General features: G+C 55.0%; 24 protein-coding genes and 1 tRNA gene. 9 read left to right on the top strand and 16 right to left on the bottom strand.

Going from position 1 to position 25,990, the window contains the following annotated elements:
* Positions 1-148: 148 nt before the first annotated feature.
* Genes RI501_RS02305 through RI501_RS02295 form a run of 3 tightly spaced genes read right to left on the bottom strand, consistent with a single transcriptional unit; the run spans position 149 to position 2,041 of the window.
* A complete protein-coding gene (locus RI501_RS02305; RefSeq protein WP_313820169.1) occupies positions 149-1,108 on the bottom strand; it encodes a DUF4097 family beta strand repeat-containing protein in 960 nt (319 codons plus the stop codon).
* Entirely contained in the window at positions 1,105-1,728 is a 624-nt protein-coding gene (locus RI501_RS02300; protein ID WP_313820168.1) for a DUF1700 domain-containing protein, read from the bottom strand. The genes RI501_RS02305 and RI501_RS02300 overlap by 4 nt, the downstream gene beginning before the upstream one ends.
* On the bottom strand, positions 1,721-2,041 hold the full coding sequence (locus RI501_RS02295; RefSeq protein ID WP_313820167.1) for a PadR family transcriptional regulator: 321 nt from the start codon (positions 2,039-2,041) through the stop codon (positions 1,721-1,723). Before RI501_RS02295 ends, RI501_RS02300 begins: the two co-directional genes overlap by 8 nt.
* A gap of 465 nt (positions 2,042-2,506) precedes the next feature.
* Here RI501_RS02295 and RI501_RS02290 point away from each other — a divergent pair, with 465 nt between their 5' ends.
* The 4 genes from RI501_RS02290 to RI501_RS02275 all read left to right on the top strand — a co-directional run bounded on the left by RI501_RS02290 (position 2,507) and on the right by RI501_RS02275 (position 6,671).
* Positions 2,507-3,064 (top strand): cysteine hydrolase family protein, encoded by a 558-nt coding sequence (locus RI501_RS02290; protein WP_313820166.1) that lies wholly within the window; start codon positions 2,507-2,509, stop codon positions 3,062-3,064.
* 274 nt (positions 3,065-3,338) lie between these two features.
* Complete coding sequence (locus tag RI501_RS02285) at positions 3,339-4,619, top strand: CAP domain-containing protein (protein ID WP_313820165.1); 1,281 nt, start codon at positions 3,339-3,341, stop codon at positions 4,617-4,619.
* A gap of 87 nt (positions 4,620-4,706) precedes the next feature.
* Complete coding sequence (locus RI501_RS02280; RefSeq protein ID WP_313820164.1) at positions 4,707-5,636, top strand: C40 family peptidase; 930 nt, start codon at positions 4,707-4,709, stop codon at positions 5,634-5,636.
* A gap of 150 nt (positions 5,637-5,786) precedes the next feature.
* Positions 5,787-6,671 (top strand): C39 family peptidase, encoded by an 885-nt coding sequence (locus RI501_RS02275; protein ID WP_313820163.1) that lies wholly within the window; start codon positions 5,787-5,789, stop codon positions 6,669-6,671.
* Between the two features lie 83 nt (positions 6,672-6,754).
* On the opposite strand, the gene RI501_RS02270 is transcribed toward RI501_RS02275, so the two are convergent.
* The 5 genes from RI501_RS02270 to RI501_RS02250 all read right to left on the bottom strand — a co-directional run bounded on the left by RI501_RS02270 (position 6,755) and on the right by RI501_RS02250 (position 12,002).
* The gene (locus RI501_RS02270) at positions 6,755-7,432 is read right to left on the bottom strand and encodes a DUF4097 family beta strand repeat-containing protein (RefSeq protein WP_313820162.1); all 678 of its coding nucleotides are present in this window, start codon (positions 7,430-7,432) and stop codon (positions 6,755-6,757) included.
* A 70-nt stretch (positions 7,433-7,502) separates the two neighbouring features.
* Positions 7,503-8,066, bottom strand: a complete 564-nt coding sequence (locus RI501_RS02265) for a TetR/AcrR family transcriptional regulator (RefSeq protein WP_313820161.1) — start codon at positions 8,064-8,066, stop codon at positions 7,503-7,505.
* Positions 8,067-8,177: 111 nt separating this feature from the next.
* Positions 8,178-9,305, bottom strand: coding sequence for a glycerate kinase family protein (locus RI501_RS02260; protein ID WP_313820160.1), 1,128 nt, complete (start codon positions 9,303-9,305; stop codon positions 8,178-8,180).
* 23 nt (positions 9,306-9,328) lie between these two features.
* Positions 9,329-10,837, bottom strand: a complete 1,509-nt coding sequence (locus tag RI501_RS02255; protein ID WP_313820159.1) for an AMP-binding protein — start codon at positions 10,835-10,837, stop codon at positions 9,329-9,331.
* Positions 10,773-12,002, bottom strand: coding sequence for an acyltransferase (locus RI501_RS02250; RefSeq protein ID WP_313820158.1), 1,230 nt, complete (start codon positions 12,000-12,002; stop codon positions 10,773-10,775). The genes RI501_RS02255 and RI501_RS02250 overlap by 65 nt, the downstream gene beginning before the upstream one ends.
* A 328-nt stretch (positions 12,003-12,330) precedes the next feature.
* On the opposite strand from RI501_RS02250, the gene RI501_RS02245 reads away from it, so the two are divergent.
* A complete protein-coding gene (locus tag RI501_RS02245) occupies positions 12,331-14,061 on the top strand; it encodes an aryl-sulfate sulfotransferase (RefSeq protein ID WP_313820157.1) in 1,731 nt (576 codons plus the stop codon).
* Positions 14,062-14,184: 123 nt separating this feature from the next.
* Here RI501_RS02245 and rihA read toward each other — a convergent pair whose 3' ends face one another.
* The 5 genes from rihA to RI501_RS02220 all read right to left on the bottom strand — a co-directional run bounded on the left by rihA (position 14,185) and on the right by RI501_RS02220 (position 17,022).
* The gene (gene rihA, locus RI501_RS02240) at positions 14,185-15,117 is read right to left on the bottom strand and encodes a pyrimidine-specific ribonucleoside hydrolase RihA (protein ID WP_313820156.1); all 933 of its coding nucleotides are present in this window, start codon (positions 15,115-15,117) and stop codon (positions 14,185-14,187) included.
* A gap of 81 nt (positions 15,118-15,198) precedes the next feature.
* Positions 15,199-15,915 (bottom strand): class I SAM-dependent methyltransferase, encoded by a 717-nt coding sequence (locus tag RI501_RS02235; protein WP_313820155.1) that lies wholly within the window; start codon positions 15,913-15,915, stop codon positions 15,199-15,201.
* A gap of 100 nt (positions 15,916-16,015) precedes the next feature.
* On the bottom strand, positions 16,016-16,336 hold the full coding sequence (locus tag RI501_RS02230) for a hypothetical protein (protein ID WP_313820154.1): 321 nt from the start codon (positions 16,334-16,336) through the stop codon (positions 16,016-16,018).
* A gap of 198 nt (positions 16,337-16,534) precedes the next feature.
* Positions 16,535-16,864, bottom strand: a complete 330-nt coding sequence (locus tag RI501_RS02225; RefSeq protein WP_313820153.1) for a hypothetical protein — start codon at positions 16,862-16,864, stop codon at positions 16,535-16,537.
* A gap of 86 nt (positions 16,865-16,950) precedes the next feature.
* Positions 16,951-17,022: transfer RNA gene (locus RI501_RS02220), tRNA-Gln, on the bottom strand.
* A 254-nt stretch (positions 17,023-17,276) separates the two neighbouring features.
* Between RI501_RS02220 and RI501_RS02215 the strand changes: the two genes are divergently transcribed.
* From RI501_RS02215 to rbsK, 3 genes are all read left to right on the top strand, one after another.
* A complete protein-coding gene (locus RI501_RS02215) occupies positions 17,277-18,254 on the top strand; it encodes a LacI family DNA-binding transcriptional regulator (protein ID WP_313820152.1) in 978 nt (325 codons plus the stop codon).
* Between the two features lie 146 nt (positions 18,255-18,400).
* Positions 18,401-18,757, top strand: coding sequence for a winged helix-turn-helix transcriptional regulator (locus RI501_RS02210; RefSeq protein ID WP_313820151.1), 357 nt, complete (start codon positions 18,401-18,403; stop codon positions 18,755-18,757).
* Positions 18,758-18,871: 114 nt separating this feature from the next.
* Positions 18,872-19,795 (top strand): ribokinase, encoded by a 924-nt coding sequence (gene rbsK, locus RI501_RS02205; protein WP_313820150.1) that lies wholly within the window; start codon positions 18,872-18,874, stop codon positions 19,793-19,795.
* A 79-nt stretch (positions 19,796-19,874) separates the two neighbouring features.
* Here rbsK and RI501_RS02200 read toward each other — a convergent pair whose 3' ends face one another.
* Together RI501_RS02200 and RI501_RS02195 are read right to left on the bottom strand one after the other, a co-directional pair.
* Positions 19,875-20,840, bottom strand: coding sequence for a beta-galactosidase small subunit (locus RI501_RS02200; RefSeq protein ID WP_313820149.1), 966 nt, complete (start codon positions 20,838-20,840; stop codon positions 19,875-19,877).
* Complete coding sequence (locus RI501_RS02195) at positions 20,821-22,713, bottom strand: glycoside hydrolase family 2 TIM barrel-domain containing protein (protein WP_313820148.1); 1,893 nt, start codon at positions 22,711-22,713, stop codon at positions 20,821-20,823. Before RI501_RS02195 ends, RI501_RS02200 begins: the two co-directional genes overlap by 20 nt.
* Before the next feature lie 318 nt (positions 22,714-23,031).
* On the opposite strand from RI501_RS02195, the gene RI501_RS02190 reads away from it, so the two are divergent.
* Entirely contained in the window at positions 23,032-23,751 is a 720-nt protein-coding gene (locus tag RI501_RS02190; RefSeq protein ID WP_313820147.1) for an MIP/aquaporin family protein, read from the top strand.
* A 148-nt stretch (positions 23,752-23,899) separates the two neighbouring features.
* Here RI501_RS02190 and RI501_RS02185 read toward each other — a convergent pair whose 3' ends face one another.
* Positions 23,900-25,795 carry a bifunctional metallophosphatase/5'-nucleotidase gene (locus tag RI501_RS02185; protein WP_313820146.1) on the bottom strand — a complete coding sequence of 632 codons (1,896 nt, stop codon included), beginning with the start codon at positions 25,793-25,795 and terminating at the stop codon, positions 23,900-23,902.
* Between the last annotated feature and the right edge of the window lie 195 nt (positions 25,796-25,990).

The following is a 25,990-nucleotide window of genomic DNA, read 5'->3' as shown; positions in this document are numbered from 1 at the left end:
AAAACAAATTGTCATGCTAATTTATGACTGTATCCATAGGTGATCTAGTCACTCATCCCCTGAATACTGGAAAGCAATCAATCTCATCCCAACTAACACTACACAATAAGTCCCTTTATTCTACCATCACCGTCAAGTCCTTGCCGGGTTAACGCACGGTGATGTCGCCGTCGTCGGTGCTAAAGGCGTACTGGACCTTGGCGTTGGGGCGCAGGTGCGTGCCACTCTTGCGGCTCCGGCCCATTAATTGGATATCGCCGTCGTTGGTTTGCACGGACACTCCCGCCGTCTCGCTGACGATACCGTACACGTCGCCGTCGTCGGTGTGAGCCTTAACATGGCGGGTCACCTGATTGTGCCCGATGTGCAGGTCCCCGTCATTACTAGCCATGTCCGCACCACCTAACTGCGTGTTCTTCACGCTGACGTCCCCGTCGGCCGTGTGAAAGACGTTACTAGTTTGTTTGAAGTGGCTCCGCTTGACCACGATGTCGCCATCCCCGGTCTTGGCCGTGACCTTCGGCGTCGTGACGTTGGTTAGGAAGATATCGGCGTCCCCGCGACTCAAGTCTAACGGTCGGGTAAACGTCACATTTTTAGCTTGGAAACTCCCACCATGGGACCCCGTGACCGTTTTTACCGTCAGGTCCTCTAACCGCACGATCCAGTTGCGTTGCAGCGTCACCGTCTTGACCGTCGTGGCTTTCGGCACCACGATGGTGATCTTGCCGCTGGTATCGTAAGCGTCGTCGGACCACCCCATGGAAAAGCCGTGGATCCGGAAAATATTCTGGCGGTTGTCCCCACCCGCCACGGTCAGAGTATGATCAGCCACCTTGGCCGTGACCGGATGTTTCTGCTGATTGACACTGTGTTGCTGAATCGTGATTTGGTTCACGTTTCCCGGTTTGATGGTGACCGGTAACTTGGTGTTAACCACGACCTTGTCGAAGTCACCCGGATGTACCACGGTCTGCCGACGTTCGTCGACCTGAAACCCCCCATTGTTCCAAGTCAGGGCCTTGGCCCCGCGATGGCCGACGCCTAAAATCACTAAAATTAGCCCAACTACAATGGCCACTAAACTGATCATATTCCAGCGTTTCATGCTTGACCCCCCCGTTTAACTTTGCTGTCCGTGACCCAGCGCCGATAAGCCCACTTGGCGACTTCCGCGATCACCTGAATCAACCATTGGATGAGCCGGACCACCACGACCGTGGCCAGCCAACTGACCCCCAGCGCGATCAGCCCGAGACCCAGGTAAAATAGTCCGGTCCACGGTGCCGTCAACAGCGCCATCAAGCCCACGATAACGCCTACGATGCCGCCTACAAATCCCGCGACCAGCAGGGCCAAAACGGTCACAACTCCGGCGAACACCACGCTACCGGCGGCCACGACTAACGCGCCCACCACCAGAATCAATGGAATGGTCACGGGCGTGGACAACAGCGCTAAGACAACCAACCAGATCATCTTAACGTTGGCCTTGGTCCCGGCCAGTGCCGATTGTCGGCTAGCGGGTTGTTCCGTCATCTTAATCGAGTAGTCGGCTAAGACTTTGCGGGCCACCGTTTGCGGCGTGCCCAACTCGGCCACGGCCGCCTCGTAGGTGGTAATGTCTGCTTCCTGTAAGTATTCGCGGTAGTACTCCACCACGTCCTGCTGCTCGGCGGTCGTCAGCTGTAAGAGCAGCTTTTGGAGCGCCTGAATGTATTCAGTCATCTTGTTGATCCCCCTCTAACAAAGTCGTGACGGCCTGACTAAAGTCGCCCCACTCCGCGCGAATCACGGTCAGTTGCGCCTGACCCGTGCGCGTTAAGCGGTAATACCGGCGGTTCCGGCCCTGAAAGGGTTCGTCGTAGGTCGTTAACCAGCCGTTCTTTTTCAACCGGCGTAAGACCGGATATAAAGTTGATTCCGAAATCGGTAACCGTTGGCGAACCTCCTGGGTCAGCGCGTAGCCGTAGAAATCTTGTCGCGTCAACACGCCCAACACGCAACCATCTAAGAGCTCCGTGGGTACTTGTATCGCCATAATCCCGTTGCCCCCTATGCTATATGACGTATAATATCAATTTAGCCATAGTATAGCGTGTCAAATAGGTCCTTGTCAATCAGCGTTCATAAATTAATTGATACACGTAACTCTAATTAATTTTTCTGTTCAATTTTGTTAATCGAAAAATATACCATCAAACTATATTGGCTATCCAACTACAATCAACATCTCAAATTACAATGTACAGCCCATAGGCGAGCAGGGGCTCAGCCCAAACACTGCGACCTTATCCTTAGTCGACGTTCTTTGCCGGCTTAGGATAAGGTCGAACTTCAAGACTCGTGGGCCTTGCGAGGCTTGGAGTCGTGCCCGCAGGCGTTCCAGCCCCTGAGCGCCGGAGGGCGACCAGTTTGCACTATAAATAAATTGATGGACCGAACCGTTGACAGCTGTGGCCTCCGCCCCGCATACTAAACCCAACTGAGAAGGAGGTTTTTGCCAATGGCAACTGATCAAGCCTTACTGATTATCGATTACACCAACGATTTCGTGGCGGATAAGGGCGCCCTCACCTGTGGTCAACCGGGGCAAGTCCTGGCGCCAACCATCGTCCAACTAGCCGATACCATGGCGGCGCGCGGGGATTGGGTCTTACTACCGACCGACGTGCACACGCCCCACGACCCCTACCACCCCGAAAGCAAGCTCTTCCCGCCGCATAACGTGCGCGGGACCTGGGGCCGGGAGTTATACGGTCCCTTAAAGGACTGGTTCGACCAGCACCAAGCGGCGACCAATGTGTGGCAGTTCGACAAGACCCGCTACAGTAGTTTTGCCGGTACCGACCTCGACTTACGGTTGCGCGAACGCCACATCACCACGTTACATCTGGTCGGCGTTTGCACCGACATCTGTGTCCTGCATACCGCCGTGGACGCGTATAACCTAGGTTATCAATTGGTGATCCACCGCGCCGGTGTGGCCAGCTTTGACCAGGCCGGCCACGACTGGGCGCTCCGGCACTTTAAGAACGCGCTGGGCGCAAAGATCATGTCATAGAATTCCCAAGTAAGTCACAATCATTCAAAAATAAGGATGCTCGCTCATCGGCGACCATCCTTATTTTTGTTATCTTTTTTACAGATTACCAGAGACCCGTAGCTCTGGTCAACCGGTCACGATCAACGTCTCACTGGTGGTCAGCGTTAGCGTTTTGCGGTGCATTATTCCCCATAGCGTTCATTGTCGTTGTTATTTATTAGTCCTATAATGATATTGGTTTTAAAAATAATCATGTGCCTTGATTAAAATTATTCATTTAAGGAGCTTACATATGTCGAAACTCAAAACCGCTATCGGAGTGAGCCTGGTTGCCCTCACGATCGGTAGCCCGGTGAACCTAAGTACCGCTAGTGCCAAACGGCGAGCAGCTACCCTTAAAGTCGTTGATACCGCCGCCAGTGTCAGCAAGTACCGGATCAAAAAAGGAACGCTGTATCAGAATTACCGCTTGACCAAGCGAGCTAAAAGGGTTCAACAGAAGTACAAGAAGAAGCTCGTTTATTCTAACGAAACCATTACCGTACGCTTACCTAACGGGAAAAAGGCCGTTTACCAACACCTTGCGACCTTAACCGGAAAGAGTCTTGGTTATATCAACCGGCATAACGTTCAAAAAGTCGCCACGTTGGATTGGAACTTTGGTGACAGCGATGCGCCTTATAAACTCAAAAAAGCCGAACAGAAAGCCTTTAGCAAAGCCGACTTAGCGCAGATTAAAGCGTACCGCACCCAAGCCAAAAAGATCGGCAACTCCACCAAAAAGATGTACACCACGATGCCGCAGCTAACGGGGCACTTTAATGCCGGTAAACTCAGCGCGGCCTACATTCAAGCCGACGTGAACTGGATCAACTTTTACCGGGGACTGTACGGGTTGCCGGCAGTTAGCAGTAATCCGACCTGGAACGCGGACGCCCAGTATGGCGCGGCCACGCTAGCCGCCGTTGACCAAGGTCTGTCTCACGGCCTAGTCGCCTTTAGTAAACCTAGTTTTATTACCGCAGCAGACTGGCAACGGGGCGCGGCAGCAACTAATTCCAGCAATTTATACGGTGGTGGGAACCACCCGTTCGACGTCATTACCGCCTACATCAACGATGATGGTAACGCGGTCCCCGGTCACCGTGAATGGTTGCTCGGTGGCATCCAACAGGTCGGTATCGGCCAAGCCAAGGCCTATAACGATCTAAAGGTCTTTGGTACTGGTGCCACCACCACGACGCCCCGTAAACTGATTTTCCCCAAAGCCGGCCTCTTTCCTTACGAAGCCGCAGCCGATGGGGTCTGGTCCGTTTCCCTACCAGGTAGCACAATGAGTGGCACCCCACGGGTAACTGTGTACGACCAAACGGCCAAGAAGACCGTATCAGTGACCCACGTTCACGCCAACCGTTCCGGTTATGGTGGTTTTGGCACGTCCATCGACTACACGCCACACCAAGTCACGGTCAACCACACCTATCAGGTAAGTGTGACCCACCTGCCAGACGGTCAGGCCGATCTTCACTACACCACCAAGCTGTTCTCACTCACGAATAATAGTCGTCAGTAACGCGAACGCTGGCGGAAAAGCTGCCGTTCTCGCCGGTCCACTTAACCGTCAGCATTCATGCATTTAATAACCCTGAGGAGTGATTTCTTGTCTGCTTTAACCAAGTTTCTGTTAAGTAGTGCGGTCGCGTTAAGTTGTGGCCTCAGTCTCGCCACCACCGCCCACGCCAGTTACAATTCATTGTTTGCCCGCGAGGCGTACTATGCTAAACACGAAAAGTTAGACGCTACCCGTTCGTTCGAACGTCCCGTGGGACAGCATCAATCCGTCTACGCGACGCAAACCAAGAAGGGCACCCTTCGTAACGTCAGCCTGCTATTCTATTCAACCAAACAAACAACACATTTCACCCACTACGCCAAAAGCTGGGTCAACGTGCGAACCATGACCAACGGCCACGTCTACGCGTATACCCAACGGACCGTCTACGGTAACTACTTGGTTCACTACCACGAGCTAAAGCCGGGCCAGCACGTAACCCTCACGGCGGGCAAACATCGGGTCACAATCAGTTACGCCAAAACCCACCAGCTTAACTTCAAAACGCCTCAGTTAGCGGTACGCGCCCACCTCAAAACTGGTCAGATAACGTTTAACGGTCACCCCATTACCAGTCGGGTTAACCGGTCCTTTAAGGGCGCTGTTCCCACTAAGGGCAAGCGCACCACGCGGCTCATCAAGGACGCCAAGCGATATCGGGGGGTTCCCTACCGGTACGCGGGACGTGACGCGTTTGGCGGTCTCGACTGCGCCAGCTTCGTCAACCAGGTCTACCTGGACGTCGAACACCGCGACATTGGTGGGATGACCGGTGTCCAGCAAAAGTTAGGGAAACACGTCGCCGTGTCGAAGGCTAAGCCCGGCGATCTCCTCTTCTGGCAAATTAGCGGTCAGAAGTACACCTACCACGTGGCAATGGCCGTGGGCCACGGTCGGCTAATCGAGGAAGCCGGTCAATCCGTTCACACCGCAAAGATTGCTAATCGCCGGCCCCAATTCGCGATTCACATGCACTAGACTAAACCCTGCCAGCCATATTTTTGACTGGCAGCCTATATGGCATTATTCCATACAGGCTTCACTATTCTTTAGCCTACATTAGTTTTATAATGGTAACGTCTTCATAATTAACCCTAAATCTCATCTATAGAAAGAAGAATACCATCCATGTCTCTCAATAAACGTTTCTTGCTGCTATTGAGTTTGCCTTTAGCCCTCTTAGGGGTTTCGTCTGCAGCCCAAGCTAGCAGTTTCCCTGCTCAAACCAAGGCCAACCAAGTGAAGCATCCCTTTAAGGTGGCCGTAGTGAAAAAAGGCTACCACCTTTACCACGGCCAATGGCTCAAGGGAAGTACCTCAACCAAGCACTTCCACCAAAGCTTCATCGTAACCCAAAAGAAGCAGCTTAACCACAGATGGTACTACGCCCTAATGTCGACCAAGAAGCACATCAAGATGGGGTACATCAACCGCAATGCCGTAGCAACGCCGAACCAAACCAAGCTACTGAAGGTTCCTTACATTAGCCAATACAAGCCCGTCTTCGCCCCTTGGGGGTGTGCGGCAACGTCAATGGCCATGTTATTACGGTCCCGCGGCGTGAAGGTAAACTTGAAGGATGCCCAGAACCACTTACCCATGGTACCAACCGTGGGCGGGCAAAAGGGGAACCTCTACACCGGGGCCGGCTTCGGCCACGTCATTCACCCCGGGGCCCTGACCACCTACGCTCATCGGTGGAGCAAGAAGGTACATAACATTTCCGGGTCCACAGCTAACCAGATGAAGCTCTACGTTCAGGGGGGACAACCCGTGTTATTCTACGGTTACTCGTCCTACCAAAAGGCCGGGGATCATCACCGGAACCACTGTAAGGTCATCACCGGTTACAAGAACGGTAAGTTCCGCGTCAACGATCCGTTATACTACAGCAAGAACGCTGGTGCTGGTGCCGGCGGGAAGAACATGGCCTACGACCACGGGGCTATCTCATGGGAATCGCTGGCTAACTTGAAGAAGGAATACAACAAAGACGCCTTAACCATTGAATAGGCGCTAAATACTAAATAACCCGGGAAATCGTCAGCCGATTTCCCGGGTTATTTTAGTCATCTCTCTTCACCGCTCATTGCTGATTAATGCGTAATGGTCACCTGACCGGAGCTACTCGTCAACACCAGGGGGGCTTTTCCTGCTTGACGGTAATGGGTCTTTTGTGAGTGACCGTCAACCTTAATTTGACCGGTCTTAACCGTCACTGCTAACCCCGGAGTCGTCAATCCCGTCAACGTCGTTTGCCCGTTGTCCTTCACCAACCGGCTAGCCGCCTTTAAGGTCAGGCGGTTAGCCAATGTGGTCCCATTATGGTGCCGAATGGTTAGTTGACCGACAGTTAAATTAGTGAGCTTTAGCGTTCCATTCAATTGATCAATCCGTAACGCTCGTAACGTCTTCGGGGGAGCCGTGACCGTCAGTTGGGGCGAACGACCGATTTCTAACTGGTGCTGGTGGCTGCCGCGCTCGACCACGCGAACGTTCCCAGCGTGTTGACTGACCTGGTATTGTCCCCGACTAACGTTGACTAAGTGTAATCGAGGGGTGCTGCCCGTTTTGATTCGTACCACCGCCGTACGCACCGTCAGTTGCAGGCGCTGGGGCGTCCTTAAATTCACGTCTGTGGTCGTCAACGTCCGCACCTCGCCGCGATTAAGATTAAGCCGCTTCTGCGCACTGACCGCCCACCACGTGAGACCGCCCAATCCCACTCCAATCACGATTAACCCACCTAAAAACATCATCAACACTCTTTTCATAGTTCATTCCTCCAGCTATGAATGAATATATTTTAAATTCATTCATTTTTAGTGTTAAAAAGACGATGACCTATTTCAAGATCACCGCTAACATGCCCGTAATCAAATCGTCCAAGACCTGCGCATAGTCCGTTGTGGTGACCTCGCTCTGGTGAAAATCAACGACGATTAGGGCGTTGAACAGGTTTAACCCCCGTGCTTGAGTCATCCCCGGGGCTAACAAGCCGCGTGCTTGCCACCGGTCGAGCAACCGGACAAACGTGGTGTAGACCAGGCTATCTTCCACGGCGGACGGGGCCGTCTGCGCGATCAGGGCATTGAGCTTAGGGTTTTTGAACCATTCCTGCAAAATCAAATTATCCTGCGACTGAACCATAATTTCGTGGACCACCTGCCGGACTAACGGCAACGGGTCAGCGTCTAAATCGACGGCCGCAATGATGTTAGCCTTCACCCGCTCGTTTTCGGCCGTATAAATTTGTAAGAAAATGGCCGCCTTAGAATCGTAGAAGTTATAAAACGTGCCGACCGCGACCTGGGCCGCCGCGGCGATCTCCGCGATACTGGTGGCCTTGAATCCCTTGGTTTTAAACAAGTGATACGCCGCGGTCAGTAGCTGTTGTTGTTTCTCCATACTAAACGCTCCTTTGTTAATGAATGAATAATATATTTATTCATTCAGTTTGTCAACCCAAAATAACCCGGGAAATTTAACTACCATTTCCCGGGTTATTTTCATGTCGATTTAGTGTTCTGCTAAGTAGGTCAACATGGCCTTAGCCCCCGCCTGCGTCAACAGATCGGGCGTTTGGGCCATGGCGTCGGCAACGGTCAGGCCCTCCGGCGTCGAGACGATGACGTCGTGAACCCCGGTCGCCTGGATCTGAGCCAGGCTGCCCTGAACGCTGCCGGCGACCAAGGCGACGGGTAAGTGCCGCGCTTGGGCCAGGTTGGCGACCGCGATTGGCGCCTTACCGGTCAGCGATTGGCTGTCCACCCGTCCTTTACCGGTAATCACGAAATCGGCCGTGGCGAGTTGGTCGTCGAGCTTGATCAAGGCCTGCACCGTCTTGGCACCGGGTTTGAGTTGACCGCCTAGGGCCAAGAGCCCAAAGCCGGTCCCACCGGCGGCCCCGGCACCGGGTTGGCGACTCGCCGCCAACCCATCCGGCATTGGGACGAAGGTCCGTAACCGAGCTAAGCCTTGGTTCAACCGGGCAATCATTTCGTGCTGGGCGCCCTTCTGCGGCCCAAAGACCGCGGCGGCCCCTTCCGGACCAGTCAACGGATTGGTCACGTCGGCTAACCCAATCAAGGTGGTGTGCTTGAGGCGCTCATCCAGGCCGCGGAAACTGACGTGGCCTAAGCGCATCAGGCTCCCGCCACCCAGATCGAGCTTCTGCTGGTTATTATCGATGAGCCCCGCGCCCAAGGCCACCAGCATGCCGGCCCCACCGTCCGTGGAGGCACTGTCGCCCAAGCCCACGTAAATCGTGGTGGCGCCCTGGTCCATCGCGGCGCTGATCAATTCCCCAACGCCGTAGGTACTGGACGAGACCGGGACCGGCGTGTCACCAACTAGGGTCAAACCCACGGCCGCGGCCACTTCAATAATGGCCGTATGGTCGTCGAGTAGCCCCCACTGGGCATCTACGTTTTTACCCAAGGGCCCCAACACCGAAGTGGTCATCAGTTGACCGCCCACCGCGTCAATCACCGCCCTGACGGTGCCCGCACCGCCGTCGGCAATCGCCGCCGTTTGAACTTCGGCGTCCGGCGCCGCTCGTTTAACGCCCGCTGCCAAATACCGATTCACTTCCGTAGAAGTGGCACTACCTTTAAATGAATCCGCCGCAATTACTACTCGCGTCATGTCGTCACGATCCTTCAATCAGATTAGCCGACGCTCCGTTGGGCGGCTAATTGCCGCCGTAGTTGGGGCCGTACGACTTTCCCGGTGGCGTTGCGCGGATAATCGTGCACGAACAGCACGCGTTTCGGCCGTTCATACGGCGCCAAGTTCGCCTGAGCTTGCGCTAAAATTGCCCGCTGTTGGTCGGTTTGGTCCCCGGGTTGGCTGATCACCACCGCGGTCACCGCTTCGCCATAGAGGTCGTCCGGTGTCCCAATCACCGTGATCTCTTTGACAAACGGCAATTGGCTTAACACGTTTTCCACGTGAGCGGGGGCGACCTTTTCACCACCTACACTAATAATATCCTTTTTCCGACCATTAATAAATAAGTACCCGTCTTCATCGAAGTACCCCAAATCACCGGTTAAAAACCAGCCTTGATAGAAGGAATCCGGGTGCGGGTCCAGGTAACTGTGGATCACGTGGTCGCCGCGCACGGCGATCTCACCACTGGTCCGGCTGGCGTGGGTCAGGTGGCCGTCGACCAGGATGGCCACGTCGGTACCGACCGGCTTACCCACCGACCCCACCTTGGGCGCGTCAAACGGATTGAGCGTGCATTGACTGGCGGTCTCGGTCATCCCGTAGCCCTCCAAGATGCGGGTATGGTAGGTTTGTTCGAACTGGGTCAGTTTGTCGAGGGGGAGTGAAAACGACGAACACCGCACGAAACGTAGGCGGGTCTTGCCGGTGTAGCTTTCCCGAGCCGCCGCGTTGAGTAAGAGGATGTTTAGGATTGTCGGGACCGCGGAGACCCAGGTCACGTGGTTGTCTTGGACCTGTGGCCAGAAACGGTGCGCCGAAAACTTGGGGGTGATCACGATTTTCCCGCCGGACAACCGGGTAGACAGGACCGAGACCACCTGTGCGTTGATGTGAAACAGCGGCATCACGATCATGGTGGTGTCGTGGGCCGTCAGGCGGTGGCTAGCAATGTCGTGTTCGGCACCGTGCCGCAACAGATTGTGGGTCAACCCGACCCGCTTGGGTTTACCGGTGGTCCCCGACGTATTCAGGATCAACGCCAGATCCTCTTCGGTCGGCGTGGCGGCCGCGTGACCGGTCACATCGAGGTCGCGAATCAGACTCAGGGTCGGCGCGGTGTTGAGCTGTAACTGGGCCACCGTGGTCTGGCGCGTCGCCGTTACGGCATCGACCAGGTCGGCCGCTACCACGCTGGCAGCGTAGTCGTGTTCGGCTAAGGCGGCCTGCAACTCGGCGGCCGGGGTCTTAGCGGCGATTGGGTGCATCACCGCGCCAACCTCCCAGATAGCCTGGGTCAAGACCGGATAGACCGCCGTGTTGGGCAGGCAGACCAGCACCACGTCACCGTGCCCCACTTCGAGGCTGCGGAGGTGGTCGGTCAACTGATCGACGTCGGCAGCCAGGTCGCCACCGGTAAACCACCGTTCCAGAGTGGTGTCTTTAATGAGTTTCTGACTTGTCGCCCGCTGTAATTGTTGGGTGAGTTTTAACGTGATTTTGGACATAAGCATGTACTCCTTTCCACGGGTGCCACTGCGGTCGACCGATGAGGGCGCCAAACGGAGGGACCCGGTAACAGAACCAAGCAATCGCAAATGAACCGCCTAAGACCCAGGCGTAGCCCACCGGTAACAGGGCTAACAACGCCCAAGCTGGGAGGTGAATTTGCGTTAACGCGCCGTCGAGAACCAGTAACGGCAGCGTCTGAACCAGATATAAGCCAAAGGAAACCTCGGCTAAGGCCTTGATCGACTGATCGAGAAAGACCGGCAAGCCATGCTCACGGGCATGGGCGTATTGCCGACCGAGCCAGAAGACAAAGGCAATCATGAAGAGGTCGTAGACCATGATGTAGGGTTGATGGACCGATTGGGTCGCCCCTAAGCTGAGGTGTAAGACGTTTTGGTCGCCGAAATACAGACCAATCGTCCCCAGTGCTAACACCAACGTGGTCCAGCCTAACAAGCGGTGGTGGGCCTGAATCCAGGCATCCACGTCGTCGTAGTGGATGGCCACGAAGGCGCCCGCCACGAAGTACACCTGATAGACCAGCACGTTGTTGCCGTAGTAGCGAAAGAGGTACCACCAATTGCTGCGGTCAAGCTGGGGGAACCAGTACTTGAGCCAAATGAGGAGGAGGAACTGAATCACGACGCTAAAGCCTAGGATGGCCAGGTGCCGATCGGGAAATCGTTTGAAGAGGCCCACCAGCAGGGGGAAAATCAGGTAAAGCTGGAAGGTCACTAAGATGTAGTACATGTAGTATTCGTTCCCATACTGCACGGCGTTACCCAGGTGCGCCCAGTAGGCGGCCCAGTCGATCGCCTTGCCGGCCCCCAGCGTCACAACTAGCAGAATGATGGCGTTCCAGCCCACATAAGGAACGCCCACGCTCAGGTACCGTTTGCGCCAAAAGCGCCACCAGTGCGGGTCACGGTGATAGTAGTTTAAGACCAGGACCAAGCCGCTCATAAACATGAAGCCCATCCGGGTAAAATGGAGCATCAAGTGTATCATTTCGAGAACTAAATGGCTATTACTCGTGGCGACCAGCCGCGAAGCAAACGCGGTCGTGGTGTGGTTAAGCAACACCCCACCAATGAAGATGATCCGCATGAGATCAACCTCGTGCAGGTAGCGGCGGGGCTTTGCGGGATGATTTTGGGCCACGGTCTCACCTCTTTTGTCAAAGTTCAGCTGTTGGCTCAGCAACAGCGTATCCCCGTTATAGCACGGGCCTTACGGGACGGTCCTGATGATTTGCTAAGCGAAAAATATGATTTTCTTAGGAACCGCTTTCATCAAAATCAAGAAAAACGCCGCCGTTTGGCAGGATACCGACCGAACTTCACAACTTCATCACAATTTCTTCGGAAATTTATCAGAATTCTGTAACGTTATTGTTTTACAGCCATGATATATTGGAAGTGTTACATATCTTGGGGGATAGGTGGCTGATGCCACCGGTCCCCCATTTTGATTGCAACTTTATAAGGAGATGGCTCATTTGCAAACTACTCACCGGCGTTGGCGACGATTCGTCATCGCCTCACTCGCCCTAGTCACGGTCGGCCTGGCCGGCTGTTCCGCTAAGACCGAGGCGGCCAAGTCGTACGGCATCAAGAACAACAAGACCGCGTTAACCACGGCTCAAATCAAGAAAAATCTGGACGTCAAGGTGATCACCACCCGCCAAGACGCGCAAAAAAAATTGACGGCGACCTATAAGGCTGCCGCCGAAAACTCGAAATACACGTTGACCAACCCCTACGTGAAGGTCAACCCTTACGGCTCCTCCCCCCTGTCCGCGTTAGTCACGTTTACCACCAGTGACGCCGAAAAGGTCAGCTACACGGTCGTAGGCAAGACCGACCACACCTCGATCACCAACACGGTCAAGGGCGGTTACACCAAGTCTCACCAAGTTCCCGTGGTCGGCCTGTACGCCGATACCACCAACACGGTCAAGATCACCACGACCAACAAGAACGGGGAAACCCAGACCAAGACCCTGTCCATGAAGACCGGCGCGCTGCCTAAGTACATCAAGGACGCCACGCTGACCGTCACCAAAAACGACAAGTCCAAAATGAGTATTGGTAAGAATAAATTGACCATCCTCAACCGGACCACCAAGCAACCGCTGGCCATTGACGCCGACGGCAACGTTCGGTGGTACGACACCAACTATTCCCAACACACCATCGAACAGTGGTCCAACGGGCACATCATGTTGCTGTCCAAGAAGAACGTGGACTCCGACGTGTATAACGACCTGATTGAAACCGACTACCTGGGCCGCGTTTACAAGGAATACGGGTTTGCCAACAAGACCAGTAGTTCGGACTCCTCCAGCGTCAGCAAGAAGGAAGCCAAAGCCAACACCGAAACCACGGTCATTCACCACGACCTGGTCGAGTTACCCAACCACAACTTCTTAGCCACCGTGTCCGACGGGTCCAAGTACAAGGAAGACACCATGATCGAAGTCGACCACAACACGGGGAAGATCGTGAAGGTCATCGATATGAAGAAACTCCTGCCTAAGTCGATGTGGTCCACCTACAAAAAGGGTGGCGACAACAAGGTCGATTGGCTGCACCAAAACGCCGTCGACTACGACAAGAACGACAAGAGTATCGTGATTTCCAGTCGGAACCAAGACATGATCATGAAATTGGACTACAAGACCGACCACATCAAGTGGATCTACAGTGGTAAGAAGGCCAAGACCTGGCCAAAAGCCTACCGGCAATACCTGTTGAAGCCAACCAAGGGGACTACCATCACCGGGGGCCAACACGGACTCTACCTGTTGAACAACGGGAACGGCGCCAAGGCCTCCAGCGAAGACTTCCTGCTCTACGACAACAACATTGCTGTCACTAACGGGAACAAGAAGATCTCGGGCAAGTACTCGCAGGCCGTTCAGTACCACGTGGACACCAAGAACATGACCATCAAGCAAACCTGGGCCTACGGGAAGTCGTTGGGTAAGACCAACTTCACGCCGGTCATCGGGTACGCCGAAAAGCAAAGTAACGGCAACGTCTTGATCGACTTTGGGTTCAAGAATGGCGGTCAAGAAAGTAACGTCATTGAAGTCACCAAGTCCGGCCAACAAGTCTTCAACGTCACGCTGAAGAACGCCGGATCCAAGGCTTACGCCTACCGGGCTTACCGGGTACCGTTCTACAGCGGCAGTTACCAATTTGACGCGACAAAATAATCGTTAAGTTTAACCAACCAAAAAGCGCGCAACCGTAAGGGTTACGCGCTTTTTGGTTGGTTCGAAATTGACTAACTTTAAAAGGGCTCTCAAGTTTAAACTGATTCAGGCCCCAGTCCCTAACTAGAAGGTCTTCAACGAGTCCGCAATCAGTTGAATGAAGGCCTCACGGTTCAGGTTCAAGAGAACTTCCGTGTTCTTGGGCTGACCGGTCAGTTCGTAGTAATCACAAACCGTTTCACCTCGGGTCAACTCACCCGCGGTTTCCACGTCGACGGCCATTTTTTCGGTCTGGAACCATTCGGGATGAAGCAACCAGGCAATCGTACAGGGATCGTGCAACGGCGCGCCCTGAAAGCCCCACTTGGGATTTTCGTGATAAATTTCAAAGAAGTTCAGCAGCCCGGTAAAGGCATGGGCCACTGGATTGTCGATGTGGCCGATGGCTTCGATTTCGGGTTTCATAATTTGGGCCTTGTGGGTCACATTCAACGGTGCCATCACCAGCGGAATGCCGGCGTTGAGCACGATCTTCGCGGCTTCCGGGTCGACGTAGATGTTAAATTCGACCGACGGCGTCCAGTTCCCCAGCCCCATGGCCCCACCCATGAAGACGATTTGGGCAATCTTGGATTTCAGGTCGGGGTACACCCGCAAGAACAGCGCAATGTTAGTCATCGGGCCGGTCACCACCAGCGTGACCGGGTCGGTGCTGGCCCGCAGCGTTTGCGCAATCAATTCGATGGCGGTCAGGGGTTGGACGTTGAAGTCGGGTTCGGGCAATTCGGCACCGTCCAGCCCGCTCTTGCCGTGGACGTTTCCCGCGGTCTCCAGCGGCTTCAATAGTGGCGTGCGGTTGCCGCCCGCCACGGGAATCTCTTGGTGGTGCATCAACGTTAAGAGCCGCATGGCATTATGGAGTGTCTTTGCGGGCGTCTGATTCCCCGCCGAGGTGGTCACGGCCAACAGCTCAATTTCGGGGTTGGCCAGCGCCAGCATCATGGCCAACGCGTCATCGTGGCCGGGATCACAATCAAGAATAATTTTAGTAGACATCGGAAAACCTCCTAGCGTAATGGGTACGCTTTCATCGTACCATAGACTAAGAGGCCCGGGATACCCGCGCCTCACGATGATTCAGTTAAGTTTAGTGGCCCGCAACGTCAACGTCGGCATCCAGGGCCCGCCCCACCAGCCGTTAGGACCGTTGCCGCTCACGTGAATGTCCGTAAAGCCTAGCCGTTGGAGCGCTTCTTTGTATTCCTGGCAGGAGAAGCCCAGGTCGACCAAAACTACCCGGCCGCCCGGTTGCAAGACGCGGCTGATTTCCTGCAGGCTCTGCAGGCGGCCGGCCTTGGGTTTGACGTTATGGATCGCCAGGCTAGAGGCCACCAGGTTAAACGTCTGGTCGGCAAACGGCAGCTGACGCATATCGGCGGTCTGCACCGTAGCTTCCTGGGTCAGCTGTGAGGCCGCCAAACGACGCTCCACCGCCGCTTGGGAATTATGGGTTTGGTCCTGTTGCCGCCAGATATCGATGCCCGTCACGTGGCCGCCTAAGGGCAAGCGCTGAGCAATTTTAAACATCACCAGCCCATGACCACAGCCAACATCCAGTGCCCGGGTCTCTTTAGTCAGTGAAACGTCTTGCAAGACGCGATCCCAGATCAGTTCCTTGCCCACCAACGTCGTATGTAAAAAACAGCTGCCCATGACTAAGTAAATCACGGTGGCGATCAACCACCCCTGTTGAAACCGGGTGACGACCCACATCACCAGGCAGACTATACCTAGCCCATAAAACATGATGAGCCCCCAAACCCCATCAATGCCATTTTCGCGAATACGTTTCATCTCGTTCCTCCCCTAAAACTTTCTGTCCATTGAGTATACCCGAAGGAAGAGATGGTGAACAGGCTAAATAGTTAATTTAACGAAACTTATGATTAATTAATTAATATCCCGGAATCAGTAAGCGTAGTAGCCACTCCGGTGGATTGAGGGCTAGGCCCCCTAACCCCACACCCACGACGAGCAGGGTTCCATACCCCCACCGCAACCAGCGCTGGTCCTGCCGCGTTGAGCGAGTCCCGTAAACCAGTAGGCCACCTAAACTGATGATGGCCAAGCCCAAGCCCCCCAGGACCACCGCGGCATCCGGATGGAGCGGACTTTGGGCGATAATGCCCCGCAGACCGCTCCCCAAAATCACCAACGGTAAACTAATCACGCCCACGTTCAGGGCCCATTCTAAGTAAATTAACCATTTCTTCACGTCAACGTCCCCCTCGTTTGTGTCTTCAGAATACCAAAACCGAAGCCCCGAACGCCGCTGGGCACAATTTTTACCAAATCCCGTTTAAAAAATAGGCAGGACGATACCATTCACATGCCACAGCTACCCTTAATAGTAGAATCAAGGGGGAGCTGGCCAACAAAAGGTGATCGTCGCTGCACCGGCGCTTTTCCTTTCCTAATGTTGATAGCCAATGAAGCGTAACAACCAATCTGGAATATCACTCATCAACCACGTCAGCCCCACGCCCAGGACAAAATTAAGCCAATAAATCTGCCATAACCGCCGACGGGCCCGCGGTTGGACTTGTCGGGTTGCGCGTTTCCACATGGTTCGATAACTCAGGATCGCCACAATACTAAATAGCGCTAATGATAGACTCCCCAAGAGCACCACTACGTCTGGATGATTCGGGTCGCCGGTCAAGAACCCCGCAATGCCTTCCCCAATCACCCACCAAGGACCGCCCAGAATAAGGACGGCCACGACCCATTCCCAGGTTGCCATTCTTTCAGACTTCATCGTTGTTCGTCTCCCTTTCGTAGTCACACAAAAAAAGCCGCTGAAGCACCCGGCTTCAACGACTATCTCGATTGGGCTAGCTGGGTTCGAACCAGCGCATCACGGGATCAAAACCCGTTGCCTTACCACTTGGCTATAGCCCAATAATTGCGTCATTACTGACTCAACAGGATATAATTTTAGCATTTAACCCCCAACGAACGCAACCCTTTTTTACGATTTTTTTAGCTAACGGTGATGGGCACCCGGACCAGTACCACCCGCGCTGCTTGCACGAATTAGTTGACCGACTCGCCAATTTAACGCTAGGATAGATAGAGCACTACTTAGTTAAAACGAGCTTCGATAAATCATAATCTATTATTAATTATAATTAATAAGAAACAGGTGACCTAATTTGCCAAGAAAAATTACCATCAAAGACGTCGCCGCCAAAGCGGGGGTCTCGGAAGCCACCATTTCCCGTGCGCTCAACGATAGCCCCCAGGTCAAGCCAACCACGCGGCAACGAATTCAACAGCTTGCTCAAGAACTCGGCTACCACCCTAACGGCCTAGCTCGCAGCATTCGGGTGCAAAAGACCAACACGCTCGGGGTAATCATTCCCGACATCCTCAACAATTTCTTCACCCACATCGTTCGGGCCATCGAAGACGCCGCCACCCAAGCGGGTTACGACGTCCTCATCGTCAACACCGACGAACAGGATGACCGGGAAGTTAGCGCCCTCAACCTGATGCTGGAGAAGCAGGCGGCCGGCGTCATCATCACCAGTGCCGGCGGTCCAACCGACTACGCCGCTCAGCTAGGCAACACCCCCGCCGTTTTCGTCGACCGGATGCCACCTCGAGGCATCGCCACGCAATACGACCGTGTCCTGGTCGATAACGTGCGCGGAACCCGCGACCTGGTGACCCAGTTAATCGATCGCGGCGCCCAGCGCATTGGCATTATTAATAGTGCCGTGTCTAAAACCGCTACCGAACGCCTGCAGGGGTACCACCAGGCCCTAGCCAGTGCCGGCCAACCGCGCGATACCGCCATCGAGGCCATCGCCCGTACCGATAACAGTAACGTCGCTCAGATGACCCGTCAACTCCTGGTCAATCAGCGCTGCGACGGCTTACTGGCGGCGGACAACACCATCATGGATGCCGTGTTGCATAAGTTGCCCGAGCTCGACCTGCCCCCGTTCCAACTGGGGAGCTTCGACGATCAGGACTGGTTCGACTTCTTACCGCAACCCGTCGTCACGGCTAAGCAACCCATCGCCCAGATTGGTAAAACGGCGGTGGATCGCCTGATTGCGCGCATCAACCAACCCGACCTGCCCGCCGAGGAATTCCGATTGGCGGCACAAATTATCACGCACTGAATTAAGGACCGTGGCATCTGCGGCCCTTTTTTACTACCTAAGAGAAGCAAGCGAACGTCCTTAGTGCCCCGTTTGAAGGCGTGTTCCACCCGACCCACCAGCCGTTCATGATACACTGACCACAACCCAATGAGGAGGTCCTAACCATGACGACGACCACCAAGCCTTATCCTGCGGAACTTCGCCCATTAAACGCCGCGTTAAGCTTACTTGATAGTCCTTGGAAGTCCCTAATTCTCTACCGCTTAACGGATCATGACTACCGTTTTACCGAATTACACCGGACCCTGGCGGCCTGTCCCCAAGCGACGTTAGCCAGTCAGCTCGCCCAGTTGGTGCAAGACCAACTAGTAGTCGCTGATCACAACTCCGCATCGGCAATCACCTACTCCCTTTCTCGCGCCGGCCGTTCCCTGGTACCATTGCTTCTGGCGCTGAACCGTTGGGGACGCGTTTATTTAAGAGAAAATCAACTGGTCACCCTCACCCACCACGATAGCTAGGTCGTGGTGGGTTTTTCAGCGAGCCAACTTTTTGTAATCGTTTTCTGTAAGCGTTTACATATACCCGATTTTGTGCTAGGTTAAAAGGGAAGATTGAAACGAGGGGTGTCAAATATGCAAGATAGTGATGTTCTAGTTATTGGTTCCAACATGATCGATTTAATCACCTACGTGGACCGGATGCCGGTCGAAGGCGAAACCATCGAAGCGCCCGACTTTGCCATGGGTTTCGGCGGTAAAGGGGCCAACCAGGCGGTCGCGGCGGCCCGGTTGGGGTCGCGCGTCAGCTTTATCTCCATGGTCGGCCACGACAACTTTGGGGAACAACAGCTCGCCAACTTCAAGGCCAACCACATCGACGTGACCGGCGTGGGCGTCGGCCAGAAGAATAGTGGCGCGGCGCCGATTTTCGTCGACCCGTCCTCGGATAACCGCATCCTGATTATTAAGGGGGCCAACAGCGAACTGACGCCCGCGGTCCTCGACCAACACGTCGACCTGATTCAACACACCAAGCTCATCGTGCTGCAGCAGGAAATTCCGCTGGCCACCAACTACCACGCCATTGACCTGGCCAACCAGTATCACGTGCCGGTCCTCTTGAACCCGGCACCGGCGAACCGCGACCTGGACTTAACGCACGTCAGTCGGGTCGACTTCTTCTCGCCGAACGAAACGGAACTGGCGACGCTGACCAGCATGCCGACCACGAATCTAACCGAAATCAAGGCCGCCGCCCACCACCTGATCGACCTGGGCGTCAAAAACCTGCTGGTCACGTTAGGCGCCAAGGGCGTGTTGTGGGTCTGCGCCAACGACTGCCAGCTAATCGACGCTATCAAGGTCCAGGCCGTCGACACCACCGGCGCCGGCGATTCGTTTATCGGGTCGTTCGCCCACTACTTTGCTCAGGGCGAGGACGTACCGACCGCACTGCACCACGCCAACGCTTACGCGGCTCTAACGGTCACCCGGCGTGGGACGCAAAAGTCCTACCCCACGGCCGAAGAGGTCGCGCAGGCATATCAACCGAGTTAACGTTTTAGACCAAACGAAAGTCCCGCACCGGTTTTGAAGTGCGGGACTTTTTGTCGTCACTATTTTAAATTAAACCACGTTACCCCTGTGTCCCCGCAATCACGAATTCAAAATCGTAATCTCGGTCGGCGGGCAGGTGGTACTTAGCTTCCACGTCGGCGCCCCAACTGTCGATCCCACCGACACCGCGGACGGCGCCGAAGACCGTGAGGACCGTCCGCCGCAACGGTGGCAGTTCTTCGATGTGGGTTGCGTTTTCCAGTTCCTCGGCCGTGTACGGTAAGCAGCTGAAATTAAACGGCTGGTCGGCCTGCGTAAACGTCAGGCTGAACGGTTCGGTGTCCGGGTCCGCGTTGTTCAACGTGATGGCCCGGGTCACCGTGACGTGTTCGGTCGCCATGTGCATCCCGCACTCCTGCGGGACCATGTACGGCGTGACCGGTAACCCGGTGACCTGATAGTCGCCTAGTTGGCCGCCCGCCATTCGGTCCGGGTAGGTCTCTCCGGACAAACCGTGGTAGGTGAACCCTTGTGCGGCCGTGGGCATTACGAACCGCAACCCCAGCGCGGGTAATTCCGGTAACCCCGGCTGGCCGGTGAAATGGGTGTGGACCCGAATAGCACCCGTGGCGTCCACGGTGTAGCTTACCACCACGGTGGTCGCCGGTACCGTGGTCGTGGTATAGGTGAAGCGGATCGTCACGGTCTCGGCGGTCTCATGGTCCGAATAGCGGTTGTTTTCCGTCGCAATCGGCAAGGTAATATCCTGACCATTTACGGCTACCTCGATGTGCGTGCAGGGACTGAACAGGTCGGCCCCCAGCCACATCGCCGACCGCTCGGAGAAGTGGTTGCCCCGGTCGTTATCGGTCGTCGCCCGCCAGAACGTGGGCTTGGGCACGCGGTAGAGCCACTCCTTGCCATTGCGTTTGAGCGACTCCAGGCCGCCCCGGTCGTAACTAAAGATGTATTGGAACCCCTCGCCGTGCAGGCCCAAGGTTCCGTCGCCGTAAACGACGTGTAGTTTAGCGGTCGTATTTGCCATAGTAGTAGCTCACCTCCTGAAGTGCGGGTTTCGGTGTCCGGTCCGCGAATAGCAGGCCGTCGCCAGAAAATTCATAGTCGGAATGCCGGTCGTCGAAGTCTCCGCCGTAGCGCAGGACCGGTTGACCGGTGACCTCGTCGTTGACCCACAAGGCCTGATCGATGTAGTCCCAGATGAACCCGCCTTGATACATCGGGTACTGGTCGATCAGATCCGTATAGCTGTTCATGCCGCCCAACGAATTACCCATGTCGTGCATGTATTCGCAGTTGACGAACGGCTTTTGCGGGTCGTGGTCCAGGTAATCGCGGATGGCCTTGGGCGGATCATACATCATACTTTCCATGTCGGAGATCTGATCTGCGTAGACCCGGTTGCGGCAAACACCTTCGTAGTGGGTCAACCGGCCCTCATCGTGGTCGTGATAGTACTGGTCCATGGCCGCGATATCGTCGCCGGCGTAGGATTCGTTACCCAGCGACCAGAAGAGGATGGCCGGGTGATTCTTAAACGTCTGGTAGTTACTGCGAGCGCGGTCCAGTACGGCCCCCTGCCATTGCGGCAGCGACCCGGGTACGTTATACGAGGGTTCCACGGCGCCCATCTTCTGCCAGGTGCCGTGGGTTTCCAGGTTATTTTCGGCCATCATGTAGATGCCGTTGCGGTCGCACAGATAATACCAGGCAATCTGATCGGGATAGTGACAGGTCCGCACCGCGTTGATGTGGTGCTGCTTGAAGACTTGCAGGTCGTATTGCATGTCGGCCAGCGTCACGCTGCGGCCGCGCTTGGCGTCCCATTCGTGGCGGTTAACCCCGTTTAAGATCAGCCGGTGACCGTTCAGTAACATCACCTTATCCTTAAGTTCGACCCGCCGGAAACCGACGTCGTAAGGGACGACTTCCAGCAATCGACCACTGGCGTCGAGGACTTCGATCTGAAGCCGATACAGGTACGGATCGTGGTGGTCCCAGAGGTGCACGTTGGGCACGGGAACGTGCTGAATTGCCGTCTCGGCTTGGGCCGGCACCGTTTGGTCGAGCACGACCTGTTCGCCGGCACACAGGGTCACCTTGAGCTGCGCCCCGGATTGCGCGGCGTCGTCGTTCAGACTCAACCCCAGGTTAAAGTCCCCGGTGGTCAGGTCGTCCAGCACGTTGGCCCGAATCGTCAGATCGTTGAGATGCACGGCCGGTTGGGCCACCAACCGCACACTGCGGAAAATCCCGGAGAACCGAAAGAAGTCTTGGTCCTCCAAGAAGGCCGCGGTACTGCGTTTGAAGACCTCGACCGCCAGCAGGTTTTCACCAGCCTGCAGGTAGGGTGTCAGGTCGAATTCCGACTGGCTGAAGCTGTCCTCGGCGTACCCCACGAAGTGCCCGTTGAGCCACAGGTACATGGCCTCTTCGACCCCGTCGAACTGGATCACGACGCGGTGATCGCGCAGTTCGGGGTTCAGGGTAAAGGTCTTCAGGTAGGCGCCGACCGTGTTGTCGGACCCTTCACTAAACATCCCCGGCATCCCGGTGGTGTCCCCCAGCGCGTAGGCCGGTCGCCGATACAGCTTACCTTCCCACGGATAAAGGGTGTTGGTGTAGTGGAGCTGGCCGTAACCGGCGAGTTCGATGTGGCCGGGTACCTGAATCTCTCCAAAGTTCTGGTGGTCGGCGTCCGGTTGTTCGAAGCCCACGGGCCGTTCCTGCGGCGTCTGGGCAAAGGCGAACTGCCAGGTCCCGTCTAGGCTTTGCACGAAACTACTCTGGTGCGCCTGCATCTCAGCAACCGTCCGGTAATACCGATGGTCGCTATGCGCGGGCAATTGGTTGACCCGAAACGTCTGCGGATCGTCCAGCCATTTTAAGTCTGCTTGCAACAGCAAGACCTCCTTTTCATGTTAGTTAAACCGCTTACATTCGTTCACAGGATCATTGTACTACAGGGTGTCCCCCGTTGATCATCTCTGGGCGCAATTTATCACGAAATTTTACCCGTAAATCTTGTTGACCATTGTAACCGGTTTCGTTCCCGCGACCATGGCTTCCCCACCCTTGCCGGTTTCTTTCAATAAGCTATTTAGGATGAAAATATTACTGAAAACTTATGTCGGTAAGCGTATGATGATAAGTGCTGCTGTTTCCACGAATACTCGTGGGTCAGCGGTCGAAAAAATACATATTTGAGGTAGAGTTTAATGCATTATACTTTGTTCATCCGGTGTCTCGCGGAATTTATCGGGACGGCCATCATGGTGGCCTTAGGGAACGGCTCCGTCGCTAACGTCGAATTAAAGGGAACCAAGGGGTACCACGGGGGCTGGGTCCTGATTGGGTTCGGATACGGTATCGGGGTCATGATCCCCGCGTTGATGTTCGCCACCATCTCCGGAGCGCAGATCAACCCGGCCATGACCATCGCCCAAGCCGTCGTCGGTAACTTCCCCTGGGCCGAAGTCCTGCCCTACGTCATCGCCCAAACCCTGGGCGCCATCGTGGGTCAATTAACCGTGGTCCTGGCCTACAAACCGTACTACGACAAGACCACAGACGCCGAAGCCATCTTGGGGACCTTCTCCACGATCGACGCGGCCGACAGCCAGTTGAACGGATTCTTGAACGAATTTATCGGGACCTTTCTCCTGGTCTTGGGTGCGGTCTTCATGACGGCCGACAAGTTAGACCCGCGGGCCGACTTCTTGGGTCTCGGGTTTCTGGTGATGTGTCTGGTCGTCTCCTTCGGGGGCCCCACCGGACCGGCCCTGAACCCCGCACGAGACCTTGGTCCACGGCTGTTGCACGCCCTCTGGCCGTTCAAGTACAAGGGAAGTTCGCAGTTTGAATACAGTTGGGTGCCGATCGTGGCCCCCATCGCCGGTGCTATCGCGGCCACGGTGTTGTACCAAGCGTTTCTTTAACCCATAACGATTGCATATAAAATGAGGATTGCCGTGACCCGGCAATCCTCATTTTTGGTTTTATACAGCAGCCAGTCGTCCCTAGTTAAACCGCTAATCACTTTTAGCCAGCAGATTTCTGACTGATCCGTAAGCGCCAACTCAATGCTTATCCCAGCGCCACCTGAACCTGGGTCACGGGTTGGGTACTCGTGGCAACCACGCTCCCAGCAGGCTGATAGACTTTGCGGTCCAGTGTTGGGGCCTTGACCGGCGTGTTTGCGGCGGCCATGTCCTTGAAGTATTGTACGAAGACGTCGGTATCCGACCCAATGGACGCCTTGATTGGCGTGTCCTTGAAGGCGTAGAAGTTATCCCCGGCTCCGTGGAGGAAGTCGTTGATCACCACGCGATAGGTCGCCGTCATGCTGACCGGTGTGCCGTCGTCCTTCTTGATGTCGACCACCTTGTACGGCTGCTTAGCATCGTTATTGTCCGTGTAAGTGTATTTCAGCCCGGAAATTTGCAGGTAGAAGGCTTGGTTTTCGTCATACTGTTGGTTCAGCGCATCCTTGATCTGCTGCCCGGTCATTTCGACCACCTGGAGGATGTTCCCGAATGGCTGAACGGCCACGGCCGCACCCCAGGTGATATCGCCGTTATTGGCCACGGCTAAGTCCGACCGAATCCCCCCGTTGTTGGTCATGGCAAAGTCAGGATTAGTGCCGGCCTTTTGAGCTTCGTAACGTTGCGCATCCACTACCAATTCACCCGCGGCGTTTTCCATAGTTTTACTATTATTATTCCGCCCGGTAATTGGTTCGTTGGTGGCGGCCTTACCAATCACGGCGTTCACCTTGGGAGCCACACGTTTGTCGGCGTCCTTCACGATGGCGGCCACCTTGGCGTTGGTCTTAGCCTTAGGGTTGGTCTTGGCCGGTAAGACGGGGTACACGTGAGATTCGAGGTGCATGAATTTCCCGGTCTTCGGGTTGATGTACCCCTGTGTGTCGTTGTAAGCCTTCCCAGTATAGACGGCTTGAACCACGTGGGTCTTGCCGACCGTGGCGTTGGCGTACTGGTGCGAGTGTCCGGCTACGTATAAGCCGACGTTGTTCTTCTTGTCGAGCTTATTCACCTTGTTCAAAATATCAACCGCGCTGCCGGCCGTCTTGCCATCCTGCGAGGCAATCCCGGTGTGGGCCATGACGACCACGGCCTTAACGCCCTTCTTGTTCAAGATCTTGTCGTACTTGGCGATGGTCTTGGCTTCGTCTAAAATCTTGTAGTTTTGGTAGTTCTTCAGCAAGGTCAAGTGGGGGAGATCAGTAGTTTCAATCCCGATAAACCCAACTTTAGCGGTCTTGCCGTGGGCCTTGACCGTTTTGATGGTGTAAGGCTTGTAGCCGTAAGGAATCTTGTTGTTGAACTTCTTCACCACGTTCGCCACAACCAAGTTAATCTTGGAGGATTGGTGCGGGTAAGCCTTGACCAGTGAATCGGCACTGGCAGCGGGCTTTTTCCCCTTCAAGATCCGGTTGTATTCGCCCAAGCCGTGGTCAAATTCGTGGTTCCCCAGCGTCCCAATCTGAAACTTCATGGCCCGCAAGGTGTGCATGGTCGATTCATGGGCCAACAGGGTTGAATTAGCCGGCGAGGCCCCGACCATGTCCCCCGCCTCTACCCGAAAGGTGTTGGCGGCCTTGGCATGTTGGCTCTTCTTAAACTGGTTTTGAGCCTGATCTAACGAGCCCCCTAACCGCGCGACAGTCCCGACGTCGCTGTAAGTCTTACCGCCGATGGTGACGGTACCCGTGGTTTCCAGACCCCCGTGCAGGTCGTTAATGCCTAAAACCTGAATCGGAATAGCGGTCTTATACTTCTTAGCCAGCTTCTTAAATCCCGGTTGGCTGGTCGGGGTACTGTACTTATCGGTCTGCGTGGTCACCTTTTGCGCCGCGTGAACCGCGTGATCCCCTAATCCCGGTAACGCTGTCGCACTGCCGGCAACTAGTAAGGGCACTAATAAACTATAAAGTAATTTATGATGATGAGCCATGGTCATGATGACAAGTCCTCCTCAAGAATATGTAATCCAATACGTCCCTAGCATACCAATGAAAGCGTTTGCCGTCACGAAGTAAATCTAAGCTAAGTTTGCAATCCGCGAGATCAGGATTGAAAGGTTCCCGCCTTACAATCCCCCCACAGAAATCGATAAAAATCAACGCCAAAAGCGGGCGCCACCAGCCATAAAGAC

Origin of the sequence: Levilactobacillus zymae, from assembly GCF_032190635.1 — a bacterium.
Lineage (GTDB): Bacteria > Bacillota > Bacilli > Lactobacillales > Lactobacillaceae > Levilactobacillus > Levilactobacillus zymae_A.
The sequence above is the reverse complement of the archived record's forward strand: the minus strand, read 5'-3'. Positions and strand labels throughout refer to the sequence as shown.

What these genes read in the sequence shown, in the direction of transcription:
- RI501_RS02265 (WP_313820161.1), bottom strand. Translation starts at nt 8,066, where the DNA reads ATGGAGAAACAACAACAGCTACTGACCGCGGCGTATCACTTGTTTAAA.
- RI501_RS02270 (WP_313820162.1), bottom strand. Translation starts at nt 7,432, where the DNA reads ATGAAAAGAGTGTTGATGATGTTTTTAGGTGGGTTAATCGTGATTGGA.
- RI501_RS02275 (WP_313820163.1), top strand. Translation starts at nt 5,787, where the DNA reads ATGTCTCTCAATAAACGTTTCTTGCTGCTATTGAGTTTGCCTTTAGCC.
- RI501_RS02225 (WP_313820153.1), bottom strand. Translation starts at nt 16,864, where the DNA reads ATGGCAACCTGGGAATGGGTCGTGGCCGTCCTTATTCTGGGCGGTCCT.
- rihA (WP_313820156.1), bottom strand. Translation starts at nt 15,117, where the DNA reads ATGTCTACTAAAATTATTCTTGATTGTGATCCCGGCCACGATGACGCG.
- RI501_RS02210 (WP_313820151.1), top strand. Translation starts at nt 18,401, where the DNA reads ATGACGACGACCACCAAGCCTTATCCTGCGGAACTTCGCCCATTAAAC.
- RI501_RS02255 (WP_313820159.1), bottom strand. Translation starts at nt 10,837, where the DNA reads ATGTCCAAAATCACGTTAAAACTCACCCAACAATTACAGCGGGCGACA.
- rbsK (WP_313820150.1), top strand. Translation starts at nt 18,872, where the DNA reads ATGCAAGATAGTGATGTTCTAGTTATTGGTTCCAACATGATCGATTTA.
- RI501_RS02285 (WP_313820165.1), top strand. Translation starts at nt 3,339, where the DNA reads ATGTCGAAACTCAAAACCGCTATCGGAGTGAGCCTGGTTGCCCTCACG.
- RI501_RS02260 (WP_313820160.1), bottom strand. Translation starts at nt 9,305, where the DNA reads ATGACGCGAGTAGTAATTGCGGCGGATTCATTTAAAGGTAGTGCCACT.
- RI501_RS02300 (WP_313820168.1), bottom strand. Translation starts at nt 1,728, where the DNA reads ATGACTGAATACATTCAGGCGCTCCAAAAGCTGCTCTTACAGCTGACG.
- RI501_RS02245 (WP_313820157.1), top strand. Translation starts at nt 12,331, where the DNA reads ATGGCTCATTTGCAAACTACTCACCGGCGTTGGCGACGATTCGTCATC.
- RI501_RS02295 (WP_313820167.1), bottom strand. Translation starts at nt 2,041, where the DNA reads ATGGCGATACAAGTACCCACGGAGCTCTTAGATGGTTGCGTGTTGGGC.
- RI501_RS02200 (WP_313820149.1), bottom strand. Translation starts at nt 20,840, where the DNA reads ATGGCAAATACGACCGCTAAACTACACGTCGTTTACGGCGACGGAACC.
- RI501_RS02190 (WP_313820147.1), top strand. Translation starts at nt 23,032, where the DNA reads ATGCATTATACTTTGTTCATCCGGTGTCTCGCGGAATTTATCGGGACG.
- RI501_RS02235 (WP_313820155.1), bottom strand. Translation starts at nt 15,915, where the DNA reads ATGAAACGTATTCGCGAAAATGGCATTGATGGGGTTTGGGGGCTCATC.
- RI501_RS02185 (WP_313820146.1), bottom strand. Translation starts at nt 25,795, where the DNA reads ATGACCATGGCTCATCATCATAAATTACTTTATAGTTTATTAGTGCCC.
- RI501_RS02290 (WP_313820166.1), top strand. Translation starts at nt 2,507, where the DNA reads ATGGCAACTGATCAAGCCTTACTGATTATCGATTACACCAACGATTTC.
- RI501_RS02305 (WP_313820169.1), bottom strand. Translation starts at nt 1,108, where the DNA reads ATGAAACGCTGGAATATGATCAGTTTAGTGGCCATTGTAGTTGGGCTA.